Annotated in this window: 24 protein-coding genes and 1 tRNA gene; 2 read left to right on the top strand and 23 right to left on the bottom strand. The window is 64.5% G+C overall.

Annotated features, from left to right (window positions below; all coding sequences use genetic code 11):
• Nucleotides 1-42: 42 nt before the first annotated feature.
• The 10 genes from D8S75_RS13255 to aceA all read right to left on the bottom strand — a co-directional run bounded on the left by D8S75_RS13255 (nucleotide 43) and on the right by aceA (nucleotide 9,722).
• A tRNA-Pro gene (locus tag D8S75_RS13255) sits at nucleotides 43-119 on the bottom strand.
• Nucleotides 120-144: 25 nt separating this feature from the next.
• A complete protein-coding gene (locus tag D8S75_RS13250; protein WP_119966832.1) occupies nucleotides 145-570 on the bottom strand; it encodes a MerR family transcriptional regulator in 426 nt (141 codons plus the stop codon).
• A 101-nt stretch (nucleotides 571-671) separates the two neighbouring features.
• Nucleotides 672-1,019, bottom strand: coding sequence for an integration host factor subunit alpha (locus tag D8S75_RS13245; RefSeq protein WP_119966831.1), 348 nt, complete (start codon nucleotides 1,017-1,019; stop codon nucleotides 672-674).
• Entirely contained in the window at nucleotides 1,019-3,457 is a 2,439-nt protein-coding gene (pheT, locus tag D8S75_RS13240) for a phenylalanine--tRNA ligase subunit beta (RefSeq protein ID WP_119966830.1), read from the bottom strand. The genes D8S75_RS13245 and pheT overlap by 1 nt, the downstream gene beginning before the upstream one ends.
• A 121-nt stretch (nucleotides 3,458-3,578) precedes the next feature.
• Entirely contained in the window at nucleotides 3,579-4,631 is a 1,053-nt protein-coding gene (gene pheS, locus D8S75_RS13235) for a phenylalanine--tRNA ligase subunit alpha (RefSeq protein ID WP_119966829.1), read from the bottom strand.
• Between the two features lie 101 nt (nucleotides 4,632-4,732).
• The gene (gene rplT / locus D8S75_RS13230) at nucleotides 4,733-5,092 is read right to left on the bottom strand and encodes a 50S ribosomal protein L20 (RefSeq protein WP_119966828.1); all 360 of its coding nucleotides are present in this window, start codon (nucleotides 5,090-5,092) and stop codon (nucleotides 4,733-4,735) included.
• Nucleotides 5,093-5,118: 26 nt separating this feature from the next.
• A complete protein-coding gene (rpmI, locus tag D8S75_RS13225; protein WP_056645539.1) occupies nucleotides 5,119-5,322 on the bottom strand; it encodes a 50S ribosomal protein L35 in 204 nt (67 codons plus the stop codon).
• 175 nt (nucleotides 5,323-5,497) lie between these two features.
• On the bottom strand, nucleotides 5,498-6,109 hold the full coding sequence (infC, locus tag D8S75_RS13220) for a translation initiation factor IF-3 (protein ID WP_119966827.1): 612 nt from the start codon (nucleotides 6,107-6,109) through the stop codon (nucleotides 5,498-5,500).
• 76 nt (nucleotides 6,110-6,185) lie between these two features.
• Nucleotides 6,186-8,105, bottom strand: coding sequence for a threonine--tRNA ligase (gene thrS, locus D8S75_RS13215; RefSeq protein ID WP_119966826.1), 1,920 nt, complete (start codon nucleotides 8,103-8,105; stop codon nucleotides 6,186-6,188).
• A gap of 285 nt (nucleotides 8,106-8,390) precedes the next feature.
• Nucleotides 8,391-9,722, bottom strand: coding sequence for an isocitrate lyase (aceA, locus tag D8S75_RS13210; RefSeq protein ID WP_119966825.1), 1,332 nt, complete (start codon nucleotides 9,720-9,722; stop codon nucleotides 8,391-8,393).
• Nucleotides 9,723-10,049: 327 nt separating this feature from the next.
• On the opposite strand from aceA, the gene D8S75_RS13205 reads away from it, so the two are divergent.
• Nucleotides 10,050-10,994: a DMT family transporter gene (locus tag D8S75_RS13205; protein ID WP_119966824.1), complete on the top strand. Its 945-nt coding sequence runs from the start codon at nucleotides 10,050-10,052 to the stop codon at nucleotides 10,992-10,994.
• Here the strand turns inward: D8S75_RS13205 and rraA are convergent.
• The 10 genes from rraA to D8S75_RS13155 form a co-directional block, all read right to left on the bottom strand.
• The gene (gene rraA / locus D8S75_RS13200; protein WP_119966823.1) at nucleotides 10,983-11,492 is read right to left on the bottom strand and encodes a ribonuclease E activity regulator RraA; all 510 of its coding nucleotides are present in this window, start codon (nucleotides 11,490-11,492) and stop codon (nucleotides 10,983-10,985) included. The genes D8S75_RS13205 and rraA overlap by 12 nt on opposite strands.
• A 71-nt stretch (nucleotides 11,493-11,563) precedes the next feature.
• On the bottom strand, nucleotides 11,564-11,845 hold the full coding sequence (locus D8S75_RS13195) for a hypothetical protein (RefSeq protein ID WP_119966822.1): 282 nt from the start codon (nucleotides 11,843-11,845) through the stop codon (nucleotides 11,564-11,566).
• A 60-nt stretch (nucleotides 11,846-11,905) separates the two neighbouring features.
• Entirely contained in the window at nucleotides 11,906-12,178 is a 273-nt protein-coding gene (locus D8S75_RS13190; RefSeq protein WP_119966821.1) for a FixH family protein, read from the bottom strand.
• A gap of 46 nt (nucleotides 12,179-12,224) precedes the next feature.
• Complete coding sequence (ccoG, locus tag D8S75_RS13185; protein ID WP_119966820.1) at nucleotides 12,225-13,652, bottom strand: cytochrome c oxidase accessory protein CcoG; 1,428 nt, start codon at nucleotides 13,650-13,652, stop codon at nucleotides 12,225-12,227.
• Between the two features lie 79 nt (nucleotides 13,653-13,731).
• Nucleotides 13,732-14,652: a cytochrome-c oxidase, cbb3-type subunit III gene (ccoP, locus tag D8S75_RS13180; protein WP_119966819.1), complete on the bottom strand. Its 921-nt coding sequence runs from the start codon at nucleotides 14,650-14,652 to the stop codon at nucleotides 13,732-13,734.
• 24 nt (nucleotides 14,653-14,676) lie between these two features.
• Entirely contained in the window at nucleotides 14,677-14,814 is a 138-nt protein-coding gene (locus tag D8S75_RS13175) for a cbb3-type cytochrome oxidase subunit 3 (RefSeq protein WP_119966818.1), read from the bottom strand.
• Between the two features lie 14 nt (nucleotides 14,815-14,828).
• Complete coding sequence (ccoO, locus tag D8S75_RS13170; RefSeq protein ID WP_119966817.1) at nucleotides 14,829-15,455, bottom strand: cytochrome-c oxidase, cbb3-type subunit II; 627 nt, start codon at nucleotides 15,453-15,455, stop codon at nucleotides 14,829-14,831.
• Between the two features lie 18 nt (nucleotides 15,456-15,473).
• Complete coding sequence (ccoN, locus tag D8S75_RS13165; RefSeq protein ID WP_119966816.1) at nucleotides 15,474-16,916, bottom strand: cytochrome-c oxidase, cbb3-type subunit I; 1,443 nt, start codon at nucleotides 16,914-16,916, stop codon at nucleotides 15,474-15,476.
• A 63-nt stretch (nucleotides 16,917-16,979) separates the two neighbouring features.
• Complete coding sequence (gene ccoS / locus D8S75_RS13160) at nucleotides 16,980-17,117, bottom strand: cbb3-type cytochrome oxidase assembly protein CcoS (RefSeq protein WP_119966815.1); 138 nt, start codon at nucleotides 17,115-17,117, stop codon at nucleotides 16,980-16,982.
• Between the two features lie 18 nt (nucleotides 17,118-17,135).
• Nucleotides 17,136-19,547, bottom strand: a complete 2,412-nt coding sequence (locus D8S75_RS13155; RefSeq protein WP_119966814.1) for a heavy metal translocating P-type ATPase — start codon at nucleotides 19,545-19,547, stop codon at nucleotides 17,136-17,138.
• A 99-nt stretch (nucleotides 19,548-19,646) separates the two neighbouring features.
• Here D8S75_RS13155 and D8S75_RS13150 point away from each other — a divergent pair, with 99 nt between their 5' ends.
• A complete protein-coding gene (locus D8S75_RS13150) occupies nucleotides 19,647-20,090 on the top strand; it encodes a universal stress protein (RefSeq protein WP_119966813.1) in 444 nt (147 codons plus the stop codon).
• Between the two features lie 100 nt (nucleotides 20,091-20,190).
• Here the strand turns inward: D8S75_RS13150 and D8S75_RS13145 are convergent, their stop codons facing one another.
• The 3 genes from D8S75_RS13145 to D8S75_RS13135 all read right to left on the bottom strand — a co-directional run bounded on the left by D8S75_RS13145 (nucleotide 20,191) and on the right by D8S75_RS13135 (nucleotide 24,107).
• The gene (locus D8S75_RS13145; RefSeq protein ID WP_119966812.1) at nucleotides 20,191-21,756 is read right to left on the bottom strand and encodes a malonate--CoA ligase; all 1,566 of its coding nucleotides are present in this window, start codon (nucleotides 21,754-21,756) and stop codon (nucleotides 20,191-20,193) included.
• A 7-nt stretch (nucleotides 21,757-21,763) separates the two neighbouring features.
• Complete coding sequence (locus D8S75_RS13140) at nucleotides 21,764-22,582, bottom strand: enoyl-CoA hydratase/isomerase family protein (protein ID WP_119966811.1); 819 nt, start codon at nucleotides 22,580-22,582, stop codon at nucleotides 21,764-21,766.
• A gap of 79 nt (nucleotides 22,583-22,661) precedes the next feature.
• On the bottom strand, nucleotides 22,662-24,107 hold the full coding sequence (locus tag D8S75_RS13135; protein WP_119966810.1) for a malonyl-CoA decarboxylase: 1,446 nt from the start codon (nucleotides 24,105-24,107) through the stop codon (nucleotides 22,662-22,664).
• Nucleotides 24,108-24,145 lie beyond the last annotated feature (38 nt).

Genomic DNA, 24,145 nt, shown 5'->3' with positions numbered 1-24,145 from the left:
GGTTACAGCATTTCTACTGTAACCCGTTGACATATCGAAAAATGGTCGGCGTGAAAGGATTCGAACCTTCGACCCCTTGCACCCCATGCAAGTGCGCTACCAGGCTGCGCCACACGCCGACAAGACTGAAATTATATACTGGATTTAGGCGCCTTCTGAGAGAAGCACACGAATTTCCAATAATTCCTGGCGCACCGCATCCATGTCGGCCATGGTTTCAAACGCGGGCGCGGCCAGAGGCCCCGTGGCCAGGGCCTCCCGGCCCTCGTCCAGCAAGGGTTCCGCGGCATCGCCAGGGTTGCCGCGCGCCTGGTGGAGCATCTCCTGCAGCTTGTTGCGCGCTCCACTGATGGTGAAGCCTTGGTCGTACAGCAGGTCCCGGATGCGGCGGATCATGAGCACCTCGTGGTGCTGGTAGTAACGCCGGTTGCCGCGCCGCTTCATGGGGCGCAGCTGGGTGAACTCCTGCTCCCAGTAGCGCAGCACATGGGGCTTGACGCCACACAGCTCGGCGACCTCGCCAATCGTGAAATAGCGCTTGGCCGGGATGGAAGGGAGCAGCGTACCCATGGGTGATGGCAGGAACAATGCAGCGGGAAACCAAGGAGAGTACCGCAGGTCCGCACGCTGCGCCAGCCGCATGCGGCAATTGAGCCACACACGGAACCGGCTCAAGAACCGGACGCGTTCTGGATCTGTTCCTTGAGCTTGCTACTGGCGTGGAAGGTGACAACCCGGCGCGCGCCGATCGGGATCGCCTCGCCCGTGCGCGGATTGCGCCCGGGGCGCGGCGCCTTGGTGCGGATCTGGAAGTTGCCAAAGCCCGAGAGCTTGACATCCTCGCCATCGACCAGGCTCTGCGCGATCAGATCGAAAAAGGCGTCGATCATGTCCTTGGACTCGCGCTTGTTCAGGCCGATATGCTCGAACAGCAGATCGGCCAGCTGCGCCTTGGTCAGTGCCGGGGTTTCCAGGCTTTCTACGGCAAATTCGATCACGTCGTTGCTCCGTTCCCGCATCACGCGCGCAGCTTGGCGCCCACCTGCTCCACCAACCGTGCCAGCACGGACTGGACGGCCGCATCGATTTCGGCGTCGGTCAGCGTGGCCTCGCCACCCAGGGTCAGGCGCACGGCCAGGCTCTTCTCGCCCAGGGCAAGGCCTCCGGTGACGCTGCCGTCCTTGGCCACCTTGGGCCGGTACACGTCGAACAGCACGGCGCCGCGCAGCAGCGTGGCCGGCAGGGCCGCGTGGATGGCACCCATGATGTCGGCGTGCGTGACTTGCTCCGCCACCACCACCGCCAGGTCGCGCTCGACGGCCTGGTGCTTGTGCACCGGCGCGAAGCGCGGCACGTCGCGGCGCAGCACGGCGTCGAGCTCCAGCTCGAACAGCACCGGCACCTGCGGCAGTTCCCACGACTGACGCCACTGCGGATGCAGCTCGCCCACGAAACCGATGGCCTGGCCGTCGAGCAGCACGCGCGCGCAGCGGCCCGGGTGCATGGCCGGGTGGGTGGCGGGCTCGAACCGGGGCTGCAGCGGCGCCAGCAGCGCCTCGACATCGCCCTTGACGTCGTAGAAGTCGATCGCCTGCTCCTTGCGACCCCACTGCAGCATGTCGGCGCCGCCGCAGGCCAGGCCGGCCACGCGCATGGGTTGGCGGAAGCCCTCGACGGTGGTGTCGGTATTCTGCACGGAGGCGTCGCGCAGGAACACGCGGCCCACTTCGAACAGACGCACGCGCTCGGCACGGCGGTCGAGGTTGAACTTGAGCACCTGCAGCAGCGAGCCCAGCAGCGACGAGCGCATCACGCTCATCTGGCTGGCGATGGGGTTGAGCAGCTTGATCGGATTGGCGTTGGCGGCCAGCTCGCGCTCCCAACGCTCCTCGACGAAGCTGAAGTTGATGGTTTCCTGGTAGCCCAGGCCCGCGAGCTGGCGGCGCACCGCGAACGGGCTGCGCAGGTTTTCGGCCTGCAGCTTGGGCGTGATGGGCGCCAGCGGCGGTGTGGTGGGCAGGTTGTTGTAGCCCACCATGCGCGCCACTTCCTCGATCAGGTCTTCCTCGATGGCGAGGTCGAAGCGGTACGAGGGAGGTGCCACGGTGACCGTGCCTTCGCCCAGCGTGACCGGCAGGCCCAGGCCCTGCAGGGCGTCGGCACACTGCGCCTGGGTCAGCGGCATGCCGATGACCTTGGCCGCGCGCGCCACGCGCAGCGTGACGGGCTGGGGCTGGGGCATGGCCACCTGCTGGTCCACCACCGGGCCGCAGGCGGTCTCGGGCGTGCCGCAGATCTCGATGACGAGCTGGGTGATGCGCTCGATGTGCTCCACGGTGAGCTGTGGATCGACGCCGCGCTCGAAACGGTGGCCCGCGTCGGTGGAGAAGTTGTAGCGGCGCGAGCGACCGGCGATCGCCTTGGGCCACCAGAAGGCGGCCTCGACGTAGATGTTGCGCGTGTCGTCGGACACGGCCGTGGCGTCGCCACCCATGATGCCGGCAAGCGATTCGACTTGGTTGTCATCGGCGATCACGCCGACCTTCTCGTCCACTTCGACGGTGTTGCCGTTGAGCAGCTTGAGCTGCTCGCCCGCGCGGCCCCAGCGCACGTCCAGGCCGCCGTGGATCTTGTCGAGGTCGAAGATGTGCGAGGGACGGCCCAGTTCGAACATCACGTAGTTGGAGATGTCCACCAGCGGCGCCACGCTGCGCTGGCCGCAGCGCGCCAGGCGGTCCACCATCCACTGCGGCGTCTTGGCCTGCGTGTTGACGTTGCGCACGATGCGGCCGGAGAAGCGGCCGCACAGGTCGGGGGCGCTGACCTTGACGGGCAGCTGGTCGTCCAGCGCAATGGCCACCGCTGGAAACGCGGGCGCCTTGAGCGGCGCGCCGGTCAGGGCGGCGACCTCGCGCGCCACGCCGTAGACGCTCAGGCAATGCGCCAGGTTGGGCGTGAGCTTGAGCGTGAACAGGGTGTCGTCCAGATTCAGGTACTGGCGGATGTCCTGGCCCAGCGGGGCGTCCAGCGGCAGCTCCAGCAGGCCGCCATGGTCTTCGGAGAGCTTGAGCTCGCGCGCCGAGCACAACATGCCCTGGCTTTCCACGCCGCGCAACTTGCCGACCTTGATGAGGAAGGGCTTGCCGTCCTCGCCGGGCGGCAACTCGGCCCCCACCATGGCGCAGGGCACGCGGATGCCCACGCGCGCGTTGGGTGCGCCGCAAACGATGTTCAGCAGTTCGCCCTGGCCCACGTCCACCTGGCACACGCGCAGGCGGTCGGCGTTGGGGTGCTGCTGGGCGTCCTTGATCTCGCCCACGACGATCTTGGTGAACGGCGGCGCGACGGGCTGCAGCTCTTCGACCTCCAGCCCCGCCATGGTCAGGGTGTCGGCCAGTTCTTGGGTGGTGAGCGGCGGGTTGCAGAATTCGCGCAACCAGGATTCAGGAAATTGCATAGTCAGACTTCTTTGGCGTGCTCTTGAAAAGAGAGCTGCTGGCGCTTATCAATGGTACGTTTCAGCATGAAAACATACTGAAAACCAATATGGGCGCGCGCTGGCAGCTCACCTTTTTGCATTACTGGAACTGCGACAGGAAACGGATGTCGCCGTCGAAGAACAGGCGCAGGTCGTTCACGCCATAGCGCAACATGGTCAGGCGGTCCGGGCCCATGCCGAAGGCGAAGCCGATGTAGCGCTCGGGGTCCAGGCCCATGTTGCGCACCACGTTGGGGTGCACCTGGCCGGAGCCGGCCACCTCCAGCCAGCGGCCGGCGAGCGGCCCGTCCTGGAACTGGATGTCGATCTCGGCGCTGGGCTCGGTGAACGGGAAGAAGCTGGGACGGAAGCGCAGCACCAGGTCATCGCTCTCGAAGAAGGTGCGGCAAAACGCCGTGAAGACGACCTTGAGGTCCTTGAAGCTGACGTTCTCGCCAATCCACAGGCCTTCGCACTGGTGGAACATGGGCGAGTGCGTGGCGTCGCTGTCCACGCGGTAGGTGCGGCCCGGCGCGATGACGCGGATCTCGGGCATGGGCTGGCCGGCATCCAGCAGCGCGCGGTGGCGCTTGACATGCTGCACCGCGTGGCGGATCTGCATGGGGCTGGTGTGCGTGCGCAGCAGGTTGGGCGCCTCGGGCGTGCCGCCCTCGACGTAGAAAGTGTCGTGCATGGAACGCGCGGGATGGTCCTCGGGCGTGTTCAATGCGGTGAAGTTGAACCAGTCGGTCTCGATCTCGGGGCCTTCGGCCACGTCGAAGCCCATGGAGCCGAAGATGCCCTGGATGCGTTCGAGCGTCAGCGACACGGGGTGCAGCCCGCCCTGGCCACGCTGGCGCCCCGGCAGGGTCACGTCCAGCGCCTCGGCCTGCAGCTGCGCCTGCAGCTCGGCATCTGCCAGTGCCTGGCGGCGCGCCGTGAGGGCGGCCTCGATGGCCTGCTTGGCCACGTTGATGGCAGCGCCGCGCGACTTCTTCTCTTCCACGGACAGCTGCGCCATGCCCTTCATCAGCTCGGTCACGCGACCGGACTTGCCCAGGAACTGGGCCTTGGCGTTTTCCAGATCGGCCGGCGTGGCGCTTTGCGCGAACAGCTGCCGCGCGCTTTCGACCAGAGAGTCCAACTCGTTCATATGCATTCTTCAAAAGAAACAAGGGCTAGTGCCTTTTCAAGCCCTAGCCCTTGTTGTTTAAGCGCTGGCAGCTATCAAAAAGATAGTTGCCCGCCGTGAACTCAGGCAGCCAGCTTGGCCTTGACCTGTTCCACGATGCTGCCGAAGGCAGCCTTGTCGTGCACCGCGAGGTCGGCCAGCATCTTGCGGTCGATCTCGATGGAAGCCTTCTTCAGGCCGTTGGCGAACTGGCTGTAGGTCAGACCCAGTTCACGGACACCGGCGTTGATACGGGCAATCCAGAGGCGGCGGAACACGCGCTTCTTGGCACGGCGGTCACGGTAGGCATATTGCCCAGCCTTCATTACCGCCTGTTTGGCGATACGGAAGACATTACCGCGGCGACCGCGAAAACCCTTGGCAAGGGCCAGAACCTTCTTGTGACGGGCATGGGCCGTTACACCACGTTTGACGCGAGGCATGTGAGTACTCCTTGTTCGTCAGTTGATTACAGGCCAGCACCGGGCAGCATTTGTGCGATGGAGCCCATGTTGGTCTCATGCACAGCCACTGCACCACGCAGGTGGCGCTTGTTCTTGGTGGTCTTCTTGGTCAAGATGTGACGCTTGAAGGCCTGACCGCGCTTGACGGTACCACCTGGACGAACGCGGAAGCGCTTTTTAGCGCTGCTCTTGGTCTTCATTTTGGGCATGTGAATGCTCCTCTTTTTTGTGCTCGTGAGGCGTTTGCAAACCGGCTTGCAAACTTGTTGGCCCCGAGCCACTTTTACCGGCGGGCTTTACGCCCGCCGCGAAGGGTGTCGCCACCCTTTTTCTACCCGGCCCGCCCTCGCGGGCCAGCCAGTTCTTTCTGTTCAGCGCCGCGGGTCAGCCCGCCGCATCCGCACCGGCGACGGCATCCGCCGACGGCTTGCCCCCCGCCACCTTCTTGCGCGCCGGAGCGATCATCATGATCATCTGCCGGCCTTCCAGCTTGGGGAACTGCTCCACCAGGATGGTGTCGGCCAGATCGTCACGGAGGCGATTCAACAGCGCGAGCCCCAGCTCCTGGTGCGTGATCTCGCGGCCACGAAAGCGCAGCGTGATCTTGCATTTGTCGCCATCCGCCAGGAAACGGCGGATATTGCGCAGCTTGATGTTGTAGTCGCCATCATCGGTACCGGGGCGGAATTTGACTTCCTTGATCTCGATGACCGTCTGCTTGGCCTTGGCTTCCGCCGCCTTCTTCTGTTCCTGGTACTTGAACTTGCCGTAGTCCATCAGGCGGCAGACCGGCGGATTGGCCGTGGCGGCGATTTCCACCAAGTCCACATCCAGGTCGCCCGCCATGCGCAGCGCCTCGGCCAGGCTCACGATGCCGATCGGCTCGTTCTCCGGACCCGAAAGCCGGACTTCTGGCGCCATGATTTCACGGTTCAGGCGGTGCTTGCGCTCTTCACGTTGGCGACGATCACGAAATTCAGTAGCTATGGCTCTCACCCTTGAAAAAATGTGCTACAAAAAACGTAGCTACTCCGGCACGACCACATCGTGCCGGAGGCACATTTCACGCAACTCAGTCTTTAGATGCAACAGCCTTGGCGATGAGTTCGATGAACGCATCCACAGGCATCACCCCGAGGTCTTTGTTGCCCCGGGCACGCACTGCGACGGCACCAGAAGCCCGCTCCTTGTCGCCCGCGACGAGGATGAAGGGCAGCTTTTGCATGGAATGCTCCCGTATTTTATACGTAATCTTTTCGTTACGCAGATCCAGGGCCACACGCAAAGGCTTCTGGGGCAATGCTTTTTCGAGTTTTTCGGCAATTTCGCGACAGTATCCGGCCTGCGCATCGGTGATGTTGAGCACCGCCACCTGCACCGGCGCCAGCCACGTGGGCAGCGCGCCGGCATGCTCCTCGATCAGGATGCCAATGAAGCGCTCCAGGCTGCCGACGATGGCACGGTGCAGCATGACCGGGCGGTGGCGGGCACCGTCCTCACCCACGTATTCGGCATCCAGGCGCTCGGGCATGGAGAAGTCCACCTGCATGGTGCCGCACTGCCACTGGCGGCCGATCGCATCCTTGAGCGTGTATTCGATCTTGGGGCCGTAGAAGGCACCGTCGCCGGGGGCGATCTCGAACTCACAGCCGGAGGCACGCAGGCTTTCCATGAGCGCGTGCTCGGCCTTGTCCCAGCTCTCGTCGGAGCCAATGCGCGCCTCGGGGCGCGTGGCCACCTTGTAGATGATGTTGGTGAAGCCAAAGTCCTTGTAGACCTTCTGCAGCAGGGCCGTATAGGCCATGCATTCGGGCAGGATGTGCTCCTCCGTGCAGAAGATGTGGCCATCGTCCTGCGTGAAGCCGCGCACGCGCATGATGCCGTGCAGGCCGCCCGTGGGCTCATTGCGGTGGCACTGGCCGAACTCGCCGTAGCGCAGCGGCAGGTCGCGGTAGCTCTTGATGCCCTGCTTGAAGATCAGGATGTGGCCGGGGCAGTTCATCGGCTTGAGGGCGTAGTCACGCTTCTCGCTCTCCGTCGTGAACATGTTGTCGCGGTACTTGTCCCAGTGCCCCGTCTTTTCCCACAGGGTCTTGTCCAGGATCTGCGGGCCCTTAACCTCCTGGTAGCCGTTGTCGCGGTACACGCGGCGCATGTACTGCTCCACCTCCTGCCACAGCGTCCAGCCCTTGGGGTGCCAGAACACGGTACCAGGCGAATGCTCGTCGATGTGGAACAAGTCGAGTTCGCGGCCGAGCTTGCGGTGGTCGCGCTTCTCGGCTTCCTCCAGCATCGTCAGGTACTGCTGCAGTTCGTCCTTCGTGGCCCAGGCCGTGCCATAGACGCGCTGCAGCATCTCGTTGCGGTGGTCGCCACGCCAGTAGGCGCCAGCCACCTTCATGAGCTTGAAGAACTTTAGCTTGCCCGTGCTGGGCACGTGGGGGCCACGGCACAGGTCTTCGAAGGCACCTTCGCGGTACAGGCTCACGTCCTCGTTGCTGGGGATGCTGGCGATGATCTCGGCCTTGTAGTGCTCGCCCAGGCCCTTGAAATACGCCACGGCCTCGTCGCGCGGCAGCACGCGGCGCACGATGGGCTCGTCCTTGGCGGCCAGCTCGGCCATGCGCTTCTCGATCGCCACCAGGTCTTCGGGCGTGAAGGGGCGCTTGTAGGCGAAGTCATAGTAGAAGCCGTTCTCGATCACGGGGCCGATGGTGACCTGCGCCTCGGGGAACAACTCCTTCACCGCGTAGGCCAGCAGGTGTGCGGTGGAATGGCGGATCACTTCCAGGCCGTCGGCATCCTTGGCCGTGACGATGGACAGCGGGCTGTCCTGCGTGATCTGGTGACTGGTATCGACCACCTTGTCACCGATCTTGCCGGCCAGCGCGGCCTTGGCCAGGCCGGCGCCAATCGAGGCAGCCACCTCGGCCACCGTGACCGGACCGGGGTATTCGCGTTGGGAACCGTCGGGGAGCGTGATGTGAATCATGGGAATCCTTGTCAAATCTTTTCAGATGGGGAGCGCGCGCTTCCCAGGCCCGGAAAGCAAAAAAGCGCGGTACAGGTCCGCGCTTTTTGGAAGGGAGAGAGGTGAATCTCGTGCAGGCGCGAACGGCCAGCCTCAACGGCCGGTGAACATCTCCGATGTAGTTCGCGGTGTCATAACCAGCATGCCTTTCTCGCCCTTGTGCATTGATCGATGCCGCATTTTACCCTGCGCCAACAAAAAAGCCCGAAGCGGACGCTTCGGGCTCGTGCGCAGTGGCGCGACAGATCAGTGGAACTGCTCTTCTTCGGTGGAACCGGTCAGGGCCTTCACCGAGGACGAACCGCCCTGGATCACGGTGGTCACGTCGTCGAAGTAGCCTGCACCCACTTCTTGCTGGTGCGACACGAAGGTGTAGCCCTTCTCACGTGCTGCGAATTCGGGCTCTTGCACCATGTTCACATAGTGCTTCATGCCTTCGCCGCGAGCGTATGCGTGGGCGAACTGGAAGGTGTTGAACCAATTGATGTGGATACCGGCCAGCGTGATGAACTGGTACTTGTAGCCCAGCGCCGACAGCTCTTCCTGGAAGGAGGCGATCTGCGAGTCGTTGAGGTTCTTCTTCCAGTTGAAGGAAGGCGAGCAGTTGTACGACAGCAGCTTGCCGGGGTTGGCGGCCAGCACGGCCTGGGCGAATTCACGGGCGAAGCCGATGTCGGGCACGCCGGTTTCGCACCACACCAGGTCGGCGTAGGGAGCGTAGGCCACGCCACGGCTGATGGCTTGCTCCAGGCCGTTCTTGACGCGGTAGAAACCTTCTTGCGTGCGCTCGCCGGTCAGGAAAGGCTTGTCATTGGCGTCGTGGTCGGACGTGATCAGGTTGGCGGCTTCGGCATCGGTACGTGCCAGGATGATGGTGGGCACGCCCATCACGTCGGCTGCGAAGCGGGCGGCGATCAGCTTTTCGCAGGCTTCCTGCGTGGGCACCAGCACCTTGCCGCCCATGTGGCCGCACTTCTTCACGGCAGCCAGCTGGTCTTCGAAGTGCACGCCCGCAGCGCCGGCAGCGATCATGTTCTTCATCAGCTCGAAGGCGTTCAGCACGCCGCCAAAACCGGCTTCGGCGTCAGCCACGATGGGCAGGAAGTAGTCGATGAATTCCTTGTCGCCGGGGTTGATGCCACGGCCCCACTGGATTTCGTCGGCGCGCTTGAAGGTGTTGTTGATGCGGCGCACCATGGTGGGCACCGAGTCGTAGGCGTACAGCGACTGGTCGGGGTACATGGTTTCCGACGTATTGCCATCGGCGGCGACCTGCCAGCCCGACAGGTACACGGCTTCCAGGCCGGCCTTGGCCTGCTGCATGGCCTGGCCGGCGGAGATGGCGCCGAAGGCGTTCACATAGCCCTTCTTGGCACCGCCGTTGACCTTCTCCCACAGCTTTTCAGCGCCGCGCTTGGCCAGCGTGTGCTCGATGGGCAGCGAGCCGCGCAGGCGCACCACGTCGGCGGCGGTGTAGCCGCGCTTCACGCCCTTCCAGCGGGGGTTCTGCGCCCAGTCTTTTTCCAGGGCGGCAATTTGCTGTTCGCGGCTCAGTTGTTGAGTCAGGGATTGGGGCATGTGATTACTCCGTCGGGTTGATTGAAATGCCGGGGACAACATTGCGGCTGTCCATGGGATGTACTTTAAGTCTTCTATAAGACTTGCGCAACATCTTATGTCTTATAGAAGACATAAATTTTTTATTTGCGAATCAACCTGTTAGCATCTTATTACCACAATGCGAAATATTATTTCTTGTATTGAGAAATTTTCCCGCACCGCACCATCGCCACTTATCGCGATGCGAAATCTTATTTGCACAATGCAGAATATCCCGCGCGGAACACTGCAGAACGCGGCATCTGGGATGATCGCCCCTTGACCCCATCCGCCTCCTGCAACCCCATGCCTCCCAACCGTCCGGTCGCCTATATCTGTCTCGCGCTCAGCATGGCACTGGTGGGGGGCTATGTGGCACTCTCCAAGCCGTTGGCGGCCGTGCTGCCAGTCTTCCTGCTCGCCTGGCTGCGCTTTGGCATCGGCGCGGTGGCCATGGCCCACTGGCTCCCGAAACCTGCTGACGAGCCCGCATTCGACAGCCGCACGCACGGGCTGCTGTTTCTGACATCGTTCCTGGGTAATTTCCTGTTCACTGCCTGCATGGTCACCGGTGTGAGCCTCACCAGCGCGGTAACCGCCGGTGTGGTCATGTCTGCGATCCCCGCAGCCATTGCCGTGATGAGCTGGGTGTTCCTGCGTGAGCACGTGTCAGCGCGCGTTTGGTGGGCCGTGGTCTGCGCGGTATTGGGGATTGCGTTGTTCTCGCTATTTAAACAAGAGCGCGTAGCGCTTTCCACATCGGCATTACAGGCCAAAAGCACTCAAGACATGGTTGGGCTTGGCGAATGGCTGCTGCTGGCCGCCGTGGCTTGCGAGGCGGCCTATTCCGTCATCGGCAAGAAGCTCACGGCAACCCTGGGGCCCAGGCGCATCTCCACGCTGATCAATCTCTGGGGTTTTGCGCTGTCGACCCCGCTGGGTCTGTACCACGCATGGGAATTCGATTTCGCCACGGTCAGCCTGGGCCACTGGCTGCTGCTGGTCCTGTATGCCCTGGCAGCCTGCCAGTGGACCGTCTGGCTCTGGCTGACGGGCCTCAAGGCGGTGCCTGCGGCGCAGGGAGGCGTCTTCTCTGTGTTCCTGCCCATCAGCGCGGCCCTGGTGGGTGTGCTGGTGTTGGGTGAGACGCTCGGGGGCATGCAGTGGCTGGCCTTGGGCATGGCACTGACCAGCGTGCTGCTGGCCACCCTGCCCTCGCGCCCTGCCCGGAACGGACGTTCAGTGCAGTGATGTCGCGCTGACCACCATGCCATCGGCATCGGCGTAAAGCCAGTCGCCTGGCCGCACCCAGATGCCCTGGATCTGCACCACAACGTCGCGCTGCCCTTCATTGCGCTTTTCCGTGGGCAGCGGCATCAACGCCAGGGCGCGGATGCCAACATCGGCGGCATTGAGTTCGGCCACGTCGCGCACGCAGCCATTGACCACCACCCCCGCCCAACCATTGCGCGCCGCGGCTGCGGCCAGGTTCCCGCCCACCAGGGCACGGCGCAATGACCCGCCGCCATCGACCACGAGCACCCGGCCATGGCCCGGCGAATCCACGGCGGCCTTGACCAGAGTGTTGTCTTCAAAGCACTTGACCGTGCTCACGGGCCCAGCGAACGCCGCGACAGCACCGTAGGCCGTGAACACAGGCGGCAGTACGCGAAAGGCACCGCTGTCGTCGGCTTTGTGCGCGTCGCACAAATCACAGGTGCTGAACTGGAAACGGTCAGGTTCGGTCATCACGAAACTCTTGGGAGGTCGAACAAGAAAGGGGCCCGGAGCACATGGCCACGCTCATGCGCCAGGGACGATCACGATTTGCGGCAATCGCCAGGACGAGCCCCTTCCGGCACCGGGCAGCGATTGACCTCGAAGGGCGACATGGCAAGCAAGGTGGTCAAGGCGCTGGAAGCCATGGCCACGAACCAGAAGACGAAGAAGGCGGCGGTGTACACAGCCGCCCGGGACAACGCCAGCGGATGGCCAAACCATTGGAGGTCCTGCGGGTCCACCATGGCGAAAACCAGCATTTCCAGCACGCCCGCCATCAGGAAGGCAGGCCAGGCAATCCACATCAAACGTTGGCTCCACATCGAATCGTCTCCTTGCGTCATTGTCAGGGTGTCGGTGCGGCCGCTGTCGTGCAGCCTCCCCTAGCGGGGCTTGTCCCCTTCGGGAGTGGCCGCATGGTTGCGACCCTTCATGGCCGGCAACAGGGCCGTGTCCGGATTCTCCAGCGTTTTGTTGATCTCCACGCCACGCCGGTAATAGTCCTCCGCCACCACGGGGTCAGGCATTCGCACGGCGATCCAGAGGGTCACGATACCCGCCACGATGACGATGGCGGGGCCCGCCACGATCAGCCAGACATAACCGAACTTCCACCAGGGAGGATTGGCGGGTTTGTTTGCGGAGGGTGTTGTCATGGTGAAATTTTCCAGGAAAGGTTGCGCGTAGCACTGCGGCCCATGCTCAGCGGGGCACGAGGAACACCGATTTTTCAGTGACCCGTGCGCCCGCACCCACTGCCTCGATGTCGAAGTGCACGGCATGCGAACCGGAGGGCACCGAACCATACGGAATCTGCAGGCGCACGACCACCCAGCGCGACTCTGCGGCATCGATCTCGAACTCCGCTTCGGAGGCCAGCTCCAGGCCCTCCAGACCGCGCGCCGCGATGCGGTAGCGCTGCCCAGCCTCGGTGGCGTTCATGATCTGCAGGCGATAGATGTTTTCGAGCTTGCCGCCGGCCACGATGCGCGAGAGGGCCGCGCGGTCGCGCACCACATCCACCTTGAGCGGCGTGCGCACCACCAAGCTGGCCAGCAGGGCCACGCACAGCGCCAGCAAGATGGCGGTATAAATCAGCACACGCGGACGCAGTACGCGGCGCAGTATCTGTGCCTTGCTCCATCCCTGGGCCACGCCATTCTGCGTGGAGAAACGGATGAGCCCGCGCGGGTAGTTCATCTTGTCCATGACGCTGTTGCACGCGTCCACACACAGGCCACAGCCAATGCATTCGTATTGCAGGCCGTTACGGATGTCGATACCGGTGGGGCAGACTTGCACACACAGCGTGCAGTCGATGCAATCGCCCAGACCCTTGGCCTTGTAGTCAACGGTCTTGACGCGCGGACCACGCTGCTCGCCCCGTGCTTCGTCGTAGGTCACGATGAGGGTGTCGGGGTCGAACATGGCGCTCTGGAAGCGCGCATACGGGCACATGTATTTGCAGACCTGCTCGCGCAGGAAGCCTGCATTGCCGTAGGTGGCGAAACCGTAGAAGCCCACCCAGAAGATCTGCCAAGTACCCTGCAGGGCCAGCAATTCGATGCCCAATTCGCGGATCGGAACGAAATAGCCCACGAAGGTGAAGCCCGTCCACAGCGAGAACAGCACCCAGACGAATTGCTTGAGCGACTTCTTCCAGGTCTTCTCGAAGGTCCAGGGGCTATTGTCCAGCCGCAGCCGCGCGCTGCGGTCTCCCTCGATCTTGTGTTCTATCCACATGAAGATCTCGGTGTAGACCGTCTGCGGGCAGGCAAAACCGCACCACAGCCGCCCGGCCACCGCCGTGAAGAGGAACAGCGACAGCGCCGAAATGATCAGCAGGCCGGTGAGGTAGATGAAATCCTGCGGATACAGGACGAGTCCGAAGATATAGAAGCGGCGCGCCCCCAGATCGAACAGCACCATCTGGCGCTGGCCCCACTCCAGCCAGGGCAGTCCGTAGAACACCAACTGGGTGAAAAACACCATCAGCCAGCGCCAGCGGGCAAAGAAACCGCTGATGGAGCGTGGGTAGACTTTTTTCTGCGCCTCGTACAGTGAAACCGCTTCACCGCCGGTGGACGCGATGGGAATCACCTTGCGGGGCTTCCCGCTGGGGGTATTCATGGCGTTTTTTTCTCGGAACAGACTGGCTTGGAAACAAAAAAACGGTGGTGCCATGGGCACCACCGTTGCCAGCACAGTCTCAGCGGGCAGCAGCGCCCGACGACTTGTTGGAGAGGCTCCAGACGTAAGCAGTCAGCACACCGAGTTGGGCATCGGTCAGCTTGCCGGCCTGGGCGGGCATCTCGTTGACCTTGCCGTTGTTGATCATAGCCGTGATGGCAGCTTCGCCCCAGCCGTGCAGCCAGATGTCATCAGTCAGGTTAGGGGCTCCCAGAGCCTGATTACCCTTGCCGTCCATGCCATGGCACGCGGCGCAAGCCGCGAACTTGGCCTGGCCTTGCGACGCGCGCACCGAGTCGTGCGGGCTGCCCGACAGACTCATCACGTAGTGCGCCACATTGCGGACATCCTCTGCCGTGCCAACCGCGGCGGCCATGGGAGGCATGTTGCCGACACGGCCTTGGTGCAGGGTCTCGCTGATCTTCTCGGGCGAGCCCCCGTGCAGCCAGTCGCCATCGGTCAGGCTGGGGAAGCCCTTGCTGCCCCGCGCATCGGAACCATGGCACTGCGCGCAGTTGTTCATGAACAGGCGCTCGCCGATGGCCATGGCCTGGGCATCGCCCGCCACCTCTTCCGGCTTCATCGAAGCGAAGCGGGCGTACAACGGCTCGATCTGTGCTTGGCCCTTGGCCATTTCCTGCTTGTACTCGCCCAGCTGCGACCAGCCCAGCTGGCCAGCGAAAGTGCCAAGGCCTGGATAAAGCGCAAGGTAGCCCAGCCCGAAGACGATGGTGATGACGAACATCCACATCCACCAACGGGGCATGGGATTGTTCATCTCCGTCAGGTCTTCGTCCCAGACATGGCCCGTGGTGTTGTCAGCCGTGGCCACGACCTTCTTGCGTGCGGTGATCCAGAGAAGCAGCGCGCAGGCGATGATGCTGACGAGGGTCAGGCCGGCCACATAAACCGACCAGAAATTGCTAGTGAAGTCACTCATGGGTTGTTCTCGTTCTGGTGGTGATCATTCTTGTGCGAATGGGAGCTGCGCCGCCTCGTCGAACCGGCTCTGGTTGCGGCGCGAGTACGCCCAGACCCAGATACCTGCGAAACAGGCGAACGACAGCAGCGTGAAAACGATGCGCATCGTGGTGATGTCCATGGTGGAATCTCCTCTTACTTGAGCGCGCGGCCCATGACCTGGAGATAGGCCACCAGGGCATCCATCTCGGTCTTGCCCTTCACCTCATCGGCGGCGGCGGCAATCTGCGCATCCGTATAGGGAACGCCCACCTTGCGCAGCGCCTTCATGCGCGGTGCCACGGCTGTCGGATCCACCGCGTTCTTTTCCAGCCAGGGGTAGGAAGGCATGTTGGATTCGGGCACCACGTCACGCGGGTTGTTCAGGTGGATGCGGTGCCATTCGTCGCTGTACTTGCCACCCACGCGATGCAGGTCGGGACCGGTCCGCTTGCTGCCCCACTGGAACGGGTGGTCGTAGACGAATTCACCCGCCACGGAGTAGTGGCCATAGCGCAGGGTCTCGGCACGGAAGGGGCGGATCATCTGCGAATGGCAGTTGTAGCAGCCCTCGCGCAGATAGACATCGCGGCCCATCAGCTGCAGCGGAGCGTAGGGCTCCACCCCCTTGACCGCCTCGGTCGTCGACTTCTGGAAGAACAGCGGAACGATTTCCACCAGCCCGCCCACGGCGATGACCAGGACGATCAGGATGATCATCAGGAAGTTATTGGTTTCCACCGTTTCGTGGCTGAAACCCGTCGAAGCATTGTTATTGGACATGTATGGTTACCTCGAATCTCAGGCGTGTGCGGGCTGGACAGCGGGGATGGCCACCGCCACCGAACGGCCCGAAATGGCCGTCATCCAGACGTTCCAGGCCATGATCACCATGCCGCCGAGGTACAGCAGACCACCGGCCACGCGGATCACGTAGAACGGATAGGTGGCCTTCACGCTCTCGACGAAGGTGTAGGTCAGCGTGCCATCGGCATTGACGGCGCGCCACATCAGACCCTGCATCACACCGGCGATCCACATGGCGGCGATGTACAGCACGATGCCGATGGTGGCCAGCCAGAAGTGGATTTCGATGGCCTTGATGGAGTGCATCTTTTCACGGCCGAACAGGCGGGGCACCAGGTAGTACAGCGAGCCCATGGTGATCAGGCCCACCCAGCCGAGGGCGCCGGAGTGCACATGGCCCACGGTCCAGTCGGTGTAGTGCGACAGCGCGTTGACGGTCTTGATGGACATCATCGGGCCTTCGAACGTGGACATGCCGTAGAACGACAGCGACACGATCAGGAAACGCAGGATGGGGTCGTCACGCAGCTTGTGCCAGGCACCCGACAAGGTCATGATGCCGTTGATCATGCCGCCCCAGCTGGGAGCCAGCAGGATCAGGGAGAAAGTCATGCCCACGGATTGCGTCCAGTCGGGCAGCGCGGTGTAGTGCAGGTGGTGCGGACCCGCCCACATGTAGGTGAAGATCAGCGCCCAGAAGTGCACGATGGACAGGCGGTAGCTGTACACCGGACGGCCAGCCTGCTTGGGGATGAAGTAGTACATCATGCCCAGGAAGCCCGCCGTGAGGAAGAAGCCCACGGCATTGTGGCCATACCACCACTGCACCATGGCGTCCTGCACGCCGGCATAGGCCGAGTAGCTCTTCATCAGCTCGACCGGAATGGCGGCACTGTTGACCAGGTGCAGCACGGCCACCGCGAGGATGAACGCGCCGTAGAACCAGTTGGCCACATAGATGTGCTTGACCTTGCGGATGCCGATCGTGCCGAAGAACACGATGGCATACGACACCCAGACCAGCGTGATCAGGATGTCGATGGGCCATTCGAGTTCGGCGTATTCCTTGCCGCTGGTGTAGCCCAGCGGCAAGGAGATGGCGGCCGCCAGGATGACCAGCTGCCAGCCCCAGAAGGTGAAGGAAGCCAGGGGGCCGGCAAACAGGCGCACCTGGCTGGTACGCTGGACCACGTAGTAGCTGGTGCCGAACAGCGCGCAACCGCCGAAGGCAAAAATCACCGCGTTCGTATGCAGCGGTCGCAGGCGCCCATAGCTGAGCCATGGGATGCCGAAGTTGAGTTCAGGCCAGGCTAGCTGTGCGGCGATGAACACGCCCACCAGCATGCCAACTACCCCCCAGACCACGGCCATGATCGAAAACTGGCGCACAACGGTATCGTTGTAATGCGCAGCACTTGCTTGTTTTGGAGAATCCATTGGTCACCTCTTAGTTCTGCGGAAATATTAACCTTACTAGGAATGTTGTTATGTTGACCCGTGTCAACCATCCCGAAGAATGCGTTCGCCTTCTTGCTCCACGTTCTCGAACTGGCCACGGTAGACCGCCCACCACAGCCCTAGCAGAACCAGCAGCACCAAGGCCACCGACAGGGGAATCAAGAGATAAAGAATGTCCACAGTGCAATCTCCACGGGGTCAGGCCATCTGGGCTGAGGCCTGCCGCGCAGGCACGGAAAGCGACCCGGCGCCATCACCCGGCAGCGGTGGCAACGCCAGGGACAGCCGTGCGGCATTGAGCACGACCAGCAGGGAACTCAGCGCCATGCCCAACCCGGCCAGCCAGGCCGGCATGTAGCCCGCGATGGCCAGCGGCACCGACAACGCGTTGTAGCCGGCTGCCCACCATAAATTCTGGCGCACAACCCGTAAGGTCCGCCGGGCAAGGGTTATTCCCTGGGCGACCAGCGCGAGGTCGTCGCCAAGCACCACCAGGTCGGAGCGCGACTGCGCCAGCGGAACGGCACGGCCAAAGGCAAACGAGACATGGGCCCCGGCCAGCACGGGCCCGTCGTTGAGGCCGTCGCCCACCATTGCCACCTGCCGCCCCTGGGCCTGCAGTTCGCGCAGCGCCTGCAGCTTGTCCTGCGGCGAACAATCCCCTCGCCACCGCGCGATGCCGGCCTGCGCGGCCACGCGTGCTGCGGCCCCGGCCCGGTCGCCCGACAACAGCAGCACCTCCATACCTTCTTGCCGCAGCGCCTGGATCACCCGCGCCGACTCAGGCCGCAGATCCTCGCTCAGGTCGAAGCGCGCCAATTCCGTGACGGCGCCATCCTCAGCCAGGCAGGCCAGGAACACCTGCTGCGTGGCCACATTCCCATCCACCACCGCCCCCGCGTGACGAGCCGACCCCAGCCGCAGGCGGCGCGCAGGCAATCCGTCGCCCGCCTCGCGCACCAGGGCGCTCAGACCCAGGCCGGCTTCTTCCTTCAGGTCCTCCACCCGCCAGCGCCCCGAGCCCTCCGAGCCTGCTGCGGCCGCCACCAACGCGCGCGAAACCGGGTGCAGCGACTGACCAGCCAGCGCCGCAGCCAAACCCAGCACATCCTCGGCCGCCAGCCCTGCGGCAGGGTGTACGCCGCGCACGGCCATGCCGTCACGCGTGAGGGTGCCCGTCTTGTCGAACACCACCGTGTCCACCGAAGCCAACGCCTCCAGCGCCTGCAACCGGCGCACCAGGACACCCTGGCGCGCCAGGGCGCCCGCCGCCGACAACATGGCCACGGGCGTGGCGAGCGAAAGAGCACACGGGCAGGTCACGATCAGCACAGACACCGCCACCATCAGCGCACGGCCCGGATCGGTGGGCCACCACCACAGTGCAGCCAGGGCCGCCGCGAGCAAAACCAACACCAGGAAAGGACGCGCCACCCGGTCGGCCAACTGTGCCAAGCGGGGCTTCTGCAGCGAGGCGCTCTCCATCAACGCCACGATCTGACCGAAACGGGTGTCCGCGCCCACGCCCTGCACCCGCACCAGCACGGCCGCCTGCAGGTTGTAGCTACCCGCCGTGACCGCGCTGCCGGCGCCCCGCACCACCGGCGTGGACTCTCCCGTGAGCAGCGCCTCGTCGGCGAGGGTCTGGCCCTCGATGATCTCGCCATCGGCCGGGAAAGCCTCGCCCGCCAGCACGCGCACGACATCGCCCGGCGCCAGCCGCCGCACGGCGACGCGCTCGAAGGCGCCATCCGCGCCGCGCCGTTCCACGCTGGCGGGCAGGCGGTTCAGCACGGCTTCCAGCGCCCCCGCGGTGCGGTCGCGCAGGCGCAGCTCCAGCCAACGGCCGGTGAGCAGGAAAAAGACAAACATGGTGAGCGAGTCGTAGAAAACCTCTCGCCCGAACACGCCGTCGGGATCGAAGGTTCCGGCCGTGCTCACCACGAAAGTGATGGCCATGCCCAGCGCCACCGGCAGGTCCATGCTCACGCGGCGCAGGCGGATGTCGCGCAGCGCGCTGGAGAAGAAAGGCCCACAGGCAAAGAAGATCACGGGCAGGGTGATGACCCAGGAGGCCCAGCGCAGCAGTTGCTCCATTTCGGCGGAGAGGTCGCCCGGATCGGCCACGTAGGCCGGCCATGCGTACATCATCACCTGCATCATGCAGAAACCCGCCACCAGCCAGCGCCACAAGGCCTGGCGGTGTTCGCGCACGCGCTGGTCGCGCGCAATGGCGTCCAAGGCTGGCAAGGCACGGTAGCCGGCCTTGCGCACCGCTTCCAGCCACTGCGAGGGTCGCACCTGGCCCGATTGCCAGACCACGCGCGCGCGTTGCGAGGCGGCGCTGACCTCGGCGCGCTCCACGCCAGGCACGGCGCGCAGGGCATCCTCGATGGTCAGGGCGCAGGTGGCGCAGTGCATGCCCTCGACCACGACATGCGACTCCCAGACCCCCGCTGGCGCGTCGCTGGCGGCGGGGCGCCCGAAAGACGCCCACTCCTGCGGATCGTCCAGCAGCGCTTCCGCCCCCAGGTCCTCGGGCGTACACTGCACCCGCAGCGAAACGGCCGCCTCCGGGGCATCCGGAGCGGCAGCGGAGTTCTTTGACATGGCGCAAGCTTAACGCTTTTGCATTCCGTAACGATTGACTTGAATCAATCCTGAAAACCAACTATTTACTTTAATCAAAAACCCACTAGGAAGAGGCCTATGTACAAACGCATCCTGATCGCCACCGATGGATCCAAACTGTCCGACAAAGCCGTGCAAAGCGGGCTGGATCTGGCGGAACTGGCTGGCGCCGCCGTAGTGGCCCTGAAGGTGGTTCCACGTTATCCGCGCAGCTATTTCGAGGGCGGCATGCCGGTCGACACCAGCGACGTGCGCCGCATCGAAAAACAATGGAGCGAGGCCGCCCAGGCCATGGTGGATGCCGTGAAGAAGACCGGCGAGGCCCGGGGCCTGACCGTGAAGGCCGTGGTCGCCAAATCCGACCTGGTGGCCGAGGCCGTGATCGCCGCCGCCAAGAAGCACAAGTGCGACCTGATCGTCATGGCCTCGCACGGCCGCAAGGGCATCAAGCGCCTGCTGCTGGGCAGCGAAACCCAGCATGTGCTGACGCATTCGCACATTCCGGTGCTGGTTCTGCGATAAAAACCGGCTTCAGCGCTTATCCATCAAGCGCTAATAGCTATATTTTCGATAGAAAAAACGGGCCTTCAAGGCCCGTTTTTTCTGAATGGTTCGCGAGAGTTCAGGCGAACAGGCCCTTGTACTGCTCGCGCAGCAGGTTCTTCTGCACCTTGCCCATGGTGTTGCGCGGCAGCTCGGCCACCACGAAACACTTCTTGGGAATCTTGAAATTGGCCAGCCGCGCTTTCAGCGCGGCCACGATGGCGTCAGGCTGCAGCACGGCGCCCGGCTTGGCAATGAGCACCGCCACGCCCACCTCGCCAAAATCCGGGTGCGGCACGCCCACCAGCGCGCTCTCGGCCACGCCGGGCAGTTCGTTGATATAGCCCTCGACCTCGGCCGGATAGACGTTGTAGCCGCCGCTGATGATGAGGTCCTTGCTGCGGCCGACGATGCGCACGTAGCCGCGCTCGTCCACCACGCCCACGTCGCCGGTCTTGAACCAGCCGTCCTGCGTGAACTCCTCGGCCGTCTTCTCGGGCATGCGCCAGTAGCCCTTGAACACATTGGCGCCGCGCACCTGGATGTTGCCGGTCTCGCCCACGGGCAATGCCTGGCCGTCGTCCCCCACCACGCGCAGGCCCACGCCGGGCAGCGGGAAGCCCACGGTACCGCCACGGCGTTCGTCCTGGCCGCCATGGCGCGCGTCGGCACTGTAGGGGTTGGAGGTGAGCATGATGGTCTCGCTCATGCCGTAGCGCTCCAGGATGGTGTGGCCCGTGCGCTCCTGCCAGTCGCGGAAGGTCTCGATGAGCAGCGGCGCCGAACCCGAGATGAACAGGCGCATGTGGCTGGCCGCATCGCGCGTGAGCGCGCCCTCGCCCAGCATGCGCACGTACAGCGTGGGCACGCCCATGAACACCGTGGCGCGCGGCAGCGCGGCGATCACGGCCTTGGGGTCGAACTTCGCCAGCCAGATCATCTTGCTGCCGCCCAGCAGCGCCGCGTGGATGGCCACGAACAGCCCGTGCACATGGAAGATGGGCAGCGCGTGGATCAGCACATCGCCCTGGCGCCAGCCCCAGTATTCGTTGAGCATCACCGCGTTGGACAGCAGGTTGCCGTGCGTGAGCATCGCCCCCTTGCTGCGGCCCGTGGTGCCGCTGGTGTAGAGGATGGCGGCGAGGTCGTCCGCGCCCTTGCGCGCCACCTCGTGCGTGTCGGCGTGGTACGCGGCGCGCTCCAGCAGGCTGCCGTCGCGGTTCTCGCCCAGCGTGAACACATGGCGCGTGCCCGCCGTGAAGGCGATCTTCGACACCCAGCCAAAGTTGCCCGGCATGCACACCACCACCGCAGGCTCGGCGTTGCCGATGAAGTATTCAATCTCCGCGCTCTGGTAAGCCGTGTTGAGCGGCAAAAAGACATAGCCCGCGCGCAGCGTGGCCAGGTACAGCAGCATGGCCTCGACCGATTTTTCCACCTGCACCGCCACGCGGCTGCCGCCCGGCAGACCAAGCGCGGCCAGCAGGTTGGCGATGCGGCTACTGGCGCGGTCGATGTCGCGCCAGGTGTAGTACAGCGGTGTGCCGTCGGGCGCCGTGGTTTCGATGGCAGTGGCGTCCAGGTCGGCGGGGAAGGCCGCGCGCAGGGCGGCAAACAGGCTGTCGTTGCGGGGATTGACGGTCATGGCAGGGTCAGAAAGCGGGAGGACGTTTGGCGAGAAAGGCGTCGATGCCCTCGCGGTGCTCGGCGCTGTCGGCGTAGGCATAGGGGTCCACGGCGCCATTCACTATACTTTCGATAGCTGATGGCGCACGTCCATCAAGCGCTGGAGGCACTTTCAATGCCCGAAGCATCTGCTTGTTCAGGCGCGCCGCCTGCGGCGCCAGGCCCGCCACGCGCTGGGCCGTTCCCAGGGCCTCGGCATCCAGGCGCTCGTCGGGCACCAGGCGGCTGAGGAAGCCGCGCGCCAGCATGTCGGGCGCGGTGAAGGTGGCGGCTTCGAGCAGCATCTGGCGCGCGGTCAGCTCGCCCACGGCACCTGCCACGAGCTGCGCCTCGCGCGGCGCCATCGGAAAGCCCAGGCGCGCGATGGGCGCGCCGAAGCGCGCCCCGGTGGCGGCAATGCGGATGTCACAGCAACTGGCGATCTCCACGCCCGCGCCCATGCAGGCGCCATCGATGCGCGCGACGATGGGCACGTCGCAGTCCAGCATGGCCGAGAGGCCACCCCAGACGTCGTTCTCATGGAAGTCGCGCAGCTGTGCCGGGTCGAAACGGAAGGCCGGGTACTCGGAGATGTCGCCACCAGCGCAGAAGGCGCCATCTGCGCCCTCGATGAGCACACAGCGCGCATCAGAACTACGCTGAATGTTCTCGAAAACAGAGCGCAACTGGCGCCACATGGCGCGTGACATGGCGTTGAGCCGCCCGGTGTTGCGCAGGGTGACGACCACCACGCCGGCGGCGCCCGCCTCTCCGGCGGCCGGGGCCGCCACCACTTCTGCTGTCATGTACCTGGGTTCCTTCTTGGCCTAGGGCCCGTTCGCACTGGCAAAAATAGGGGGGGGCAAGCCCTCGCCCGCGCCCCTCTCAGCGGAAAGCGCACAGGCTCTCGATTTCGCGCGATGCCGCCACCTGGCCTTCCGCCAGCTGGGCGCGGTGCCTGTCGATGCGCTTGAGATCGTACAGGTAGTTCACCATCAGCCCGAACGACTGCTTATGCCCCTTGGCCGAGGGATCGCCCGCCCAGTTGAGCCGCTCCACGCGCGCGCCGTTGCCCAGGTGGAAGCGTGCCACCGGGTCCACGGGCTTGCCGTCCTGCAGCTCGCCCGCCAGATAATGCGCCGCGCACTGCAGCAGCATCTGGCGCACGGGCGAGCGCTCGTCCAGGCCCTGGGCCTTGTCGAAGGCCGCAAGCAAGTGCGAGGCCTGCGGTGGCTCGAAGCCCACCGCACGCCCCAGCTCGGCGCGACCGCGCTCGTCCAGGCGTTCGAGCATGGCGCCCGCATGCTTGCCCAGCCAGGCGCGCAACCCGGGGATGGGCGAGAGCGTGGCGAAGGTGCGCAGACGCGGGAACTCCTGCTTGAGCGTCTCCACCACATGCTTGATGAGCGAATCGCCAAAGCTCACGCCGCGCAGGCCCGTCTGCGTGTTGCTGATCGAATAGAAGATGGCCGTGGTGGCGCGCTGGATCTCCACTGGCGCGGCGGCCTCGTCGAGCAACGGCGTGATGCTGTCGGAAATGCGGTCCACCAGCGCCACCTCGACGAAGATCAACGGCTCATTGGGCAGGCGCGGGTGGAAGAAGCCGTAACAGCGGCGGTCGCTGTCCAGGCGGTTCTTCAGGTCGGCCCAGCTGCGGATGTCGTGCACGGCCTCGTACTGGATGAGCTTTTCCAGCAGCGAGGCGGGCGAATCCCACGACAGGCGGCGCAGCTCCAGGAAGGCCACGTCGAACCAGGTGGAGAACAGGTGCTCCAGCTCGGCGTCCAGCGCCAGCAGCCGCTTGTCCGACTTGATATCGCGCAGCAGCTCGGCGCGCAAATCCACCAGGAAGCGCATGCCCTGCGGGAACACCGCGAAGCGCTGCAGCAGCCGCGTGCGCGGCGACACCAGGGCGCGGCGCAGATGGATCTCGGCCTGGCCCTCCTCTTCCGTGCCGGCGGCAGCCTCGTAGCGCAGCCGCGCCGACTGGAAGCGCGTGGCGTCGGGCGCGAACTGCTCGCTCATCAGCAGCCACATGTCGCGCCGCTCGCCGGGCTCGGCCTGCGCATACCAGTCGGCCACGGCCTGGGCCCGGGCGCCGCCCTCGACCTCGCTCACGCGCGGGGCCACCACCTCCTGCAGATCGGCCAGCAGGCGGCGCAGGGCGCGCGGCGTCAGCGCCTCGTTGCCGCGCTTGAGCGTGGCCTGCAGGCGCTCGTGCGTGCTGCGCACGGCCTCGGGTTTGGCCGTGGTGGCTGCGGTGCCATCGGTGGCGCGGTTGCCACGCAAGCGCGAGACGCTGCGGGCGATCCATTCGGGGGCTGTGGTCATGGGCTCGATCGGGAAGGTCGTTGGTGTTCAGAACCTGT

Origin of the sequence: Simplicispira lacusdiani (assembly GCF_003604195.1) — a bacterium.
Classification (GTDB): domain Bacteria; phylum Pseudomonadota; class Gammaproteobacteria; order Burkholderiales; family Burkholderiaceae_C; genus Simplicispira; species Simplicispira lacusdiani.
Note: the sequence above shows the minus strand (reverse complement) of the source record. Positions and strands in the feature narration are given on the sequence as shown.

What these genes read in the sequence shown, in the direction of transcription:
- D8S75_RS13190 (WP_119966821.1), bottom strand. Translation starts at nt 12,178, where the DNA reads ATGACAACACCCTCCGCAAACAAACCCGCCAATCCTCCCTGGTGGAAG.
- D8S75_RS13245 (WP_119966831.1), bottom strand. Translation starts at nt 1,019, where the DNA reads ATGCGGGAACGGAGCAACGACGTGATCGAATTTGCCGTAGAAAGCCTG.
- D8S75_RS13195 (WP_119966822.1), bottom strand. Translation starts at nt 11,845, where the DNA reads ATGTGGAGCCAACGTTTGATGTGGATTGCCTGGCCTGCCTTCCTGATG.
- rplT (WP_119966828.1), bottom strand. Translation starts at nt 5,092, where the DNA reads ATGCCTCGCGTCAAACGTGGTGTAACGGCCCATGCCCGTCACAAGAAG.
- D8S75_RS13150 (WP_119966813.1), top strand. Translation starts at nt 19,647, where the DNA reads ATGTACAAACGCATCCTGATCGCCACCGATGGATCCAAACTGTCCGAC.
- ccoG (WP_119966820.1), bottom strand. Translation starts at nt 13,652, where the DNA reads ATGAATACCCCCAGCGGGAAGCCCCGCAAGGTGATTCCCATCGCGTCC.
- D8S75_RS13250 (WP_119966832.1), bottom strand. Translation starts at nt 570, where the DNA reads ATGGGTACGCTGCTCCCTTCCATCCCGGCCAAGCGCTATTTCACGATT.
- D8S75_RS13140 (WP_119966811.1), bottom strand. Translation starts at nt 22,582, where the DNA reads ATGACAGCAGAAGTGGTGGCGGCCCCGGCCGCCGGAGAGGCGGGCGCC.
- ccoP (WP_119966819.1), bottom strand. Translation starts at nt 14,652, where the DNA reads ATGAGTGACTTCACTAGCAATTTCTGGTCGGTTTATGTGGCCGGCCTG.
- thrS (WP_119966826.1), bottom strand. Translation starts at nt 8,105, where the DNA reads ATGATTCACATCACGCTCCCCGACGGTTCCCAACGCGAATACCCCGGT.
- D8S75_RS13155 (WP_119966814.1), bottom strand. Translation starts at nt 19,547, where the DNA reads ATGTCAAAGAACTCCGCTGCCGCTCCGGATGCCCCGGAGGCGGCCGTT.
- ccoO (WP_119966817.1), bottom strand. Translation starts at nt 15,455, where the DNA reads ATGTCCAATAACAATGCTTCGACGGGTTTCAGCCACGAAACGGTGGAA.
- D8S75_RS13135 (WP_119966810.1), bottom strand. Translation starts at nt 24,107, where the DNA reads ATGACCACAGCCCCCGAATGGATCGCCCGCAGCGTCTCGCGCTTGCGT.
- D8S75_RS13205 (WP_119966824.1), top strand. Translation starts at nt 10,050, where the DNA reads ATGCCTCCCAACCGTCCGGTCGCCTATATCTGTCTCGCGCTCAGCATG.
- D8S75_RS13145 (WP_119966812.1), bottom strand. Translation starts at nt 21,756, where the DNA reads ATGACCGTCAATCCCCGCAACGACAGCCTGTTTGCCGCCCTGCGCGCG.
- ccoN (WP_119966816.1), bottom strand. Translation starts at nt 16,916, where the DNA reads ATGGATTCTCCAAAACAAGCAAGTGCTGCGCATTACAACGATACCGTT.
- aceA (WP_119966825.1), bottom strand. Translation starts at nt 9,722, where the DNA reads ATGCCCCAATCCCTGACTCAACAACTGAGCCGCGAACAGCAAATTGCC.
- pheT (WP_119966830.1), bottom strand. Translation starts at nt 3,457, where the DNA reads ATGCAATTTCCTGAATCCTGGTTGCGCGAATTCTGCAACCCGCCGCTC.
- pheS (WP_119966829.1), bottom strand. Translation starts at nt 4,631, where the DNA reads ATGAACGAGTTGGACTCTCTGGTCGAAAGCGCGCGGCAGCTGTTCGCG.
- D8S75_RS13175 (WP_119966818.1), bottom strand. Translation starts at nt 14,814, where the DNA reads ATGGACATCACCACGATGCGCATCGTTTTCACGCTGCTGTCGTTCGCC.
- rpmI (WP_056645539.1), bottom strand. Translation starts at nt 5,322, where the DNA reads ATGCCCAAAATGAAGACCAAGAGCAGCGCTAAAAAGCGCTTCCGCGTT.
- rraA (WP_119966823.1), bottom strand. Translation starts at nt 11,492, where the DNA reads ATGACCGAACCTGACCGTTTCCAGTTCAGCACCTGTGATTTGTGCGAC.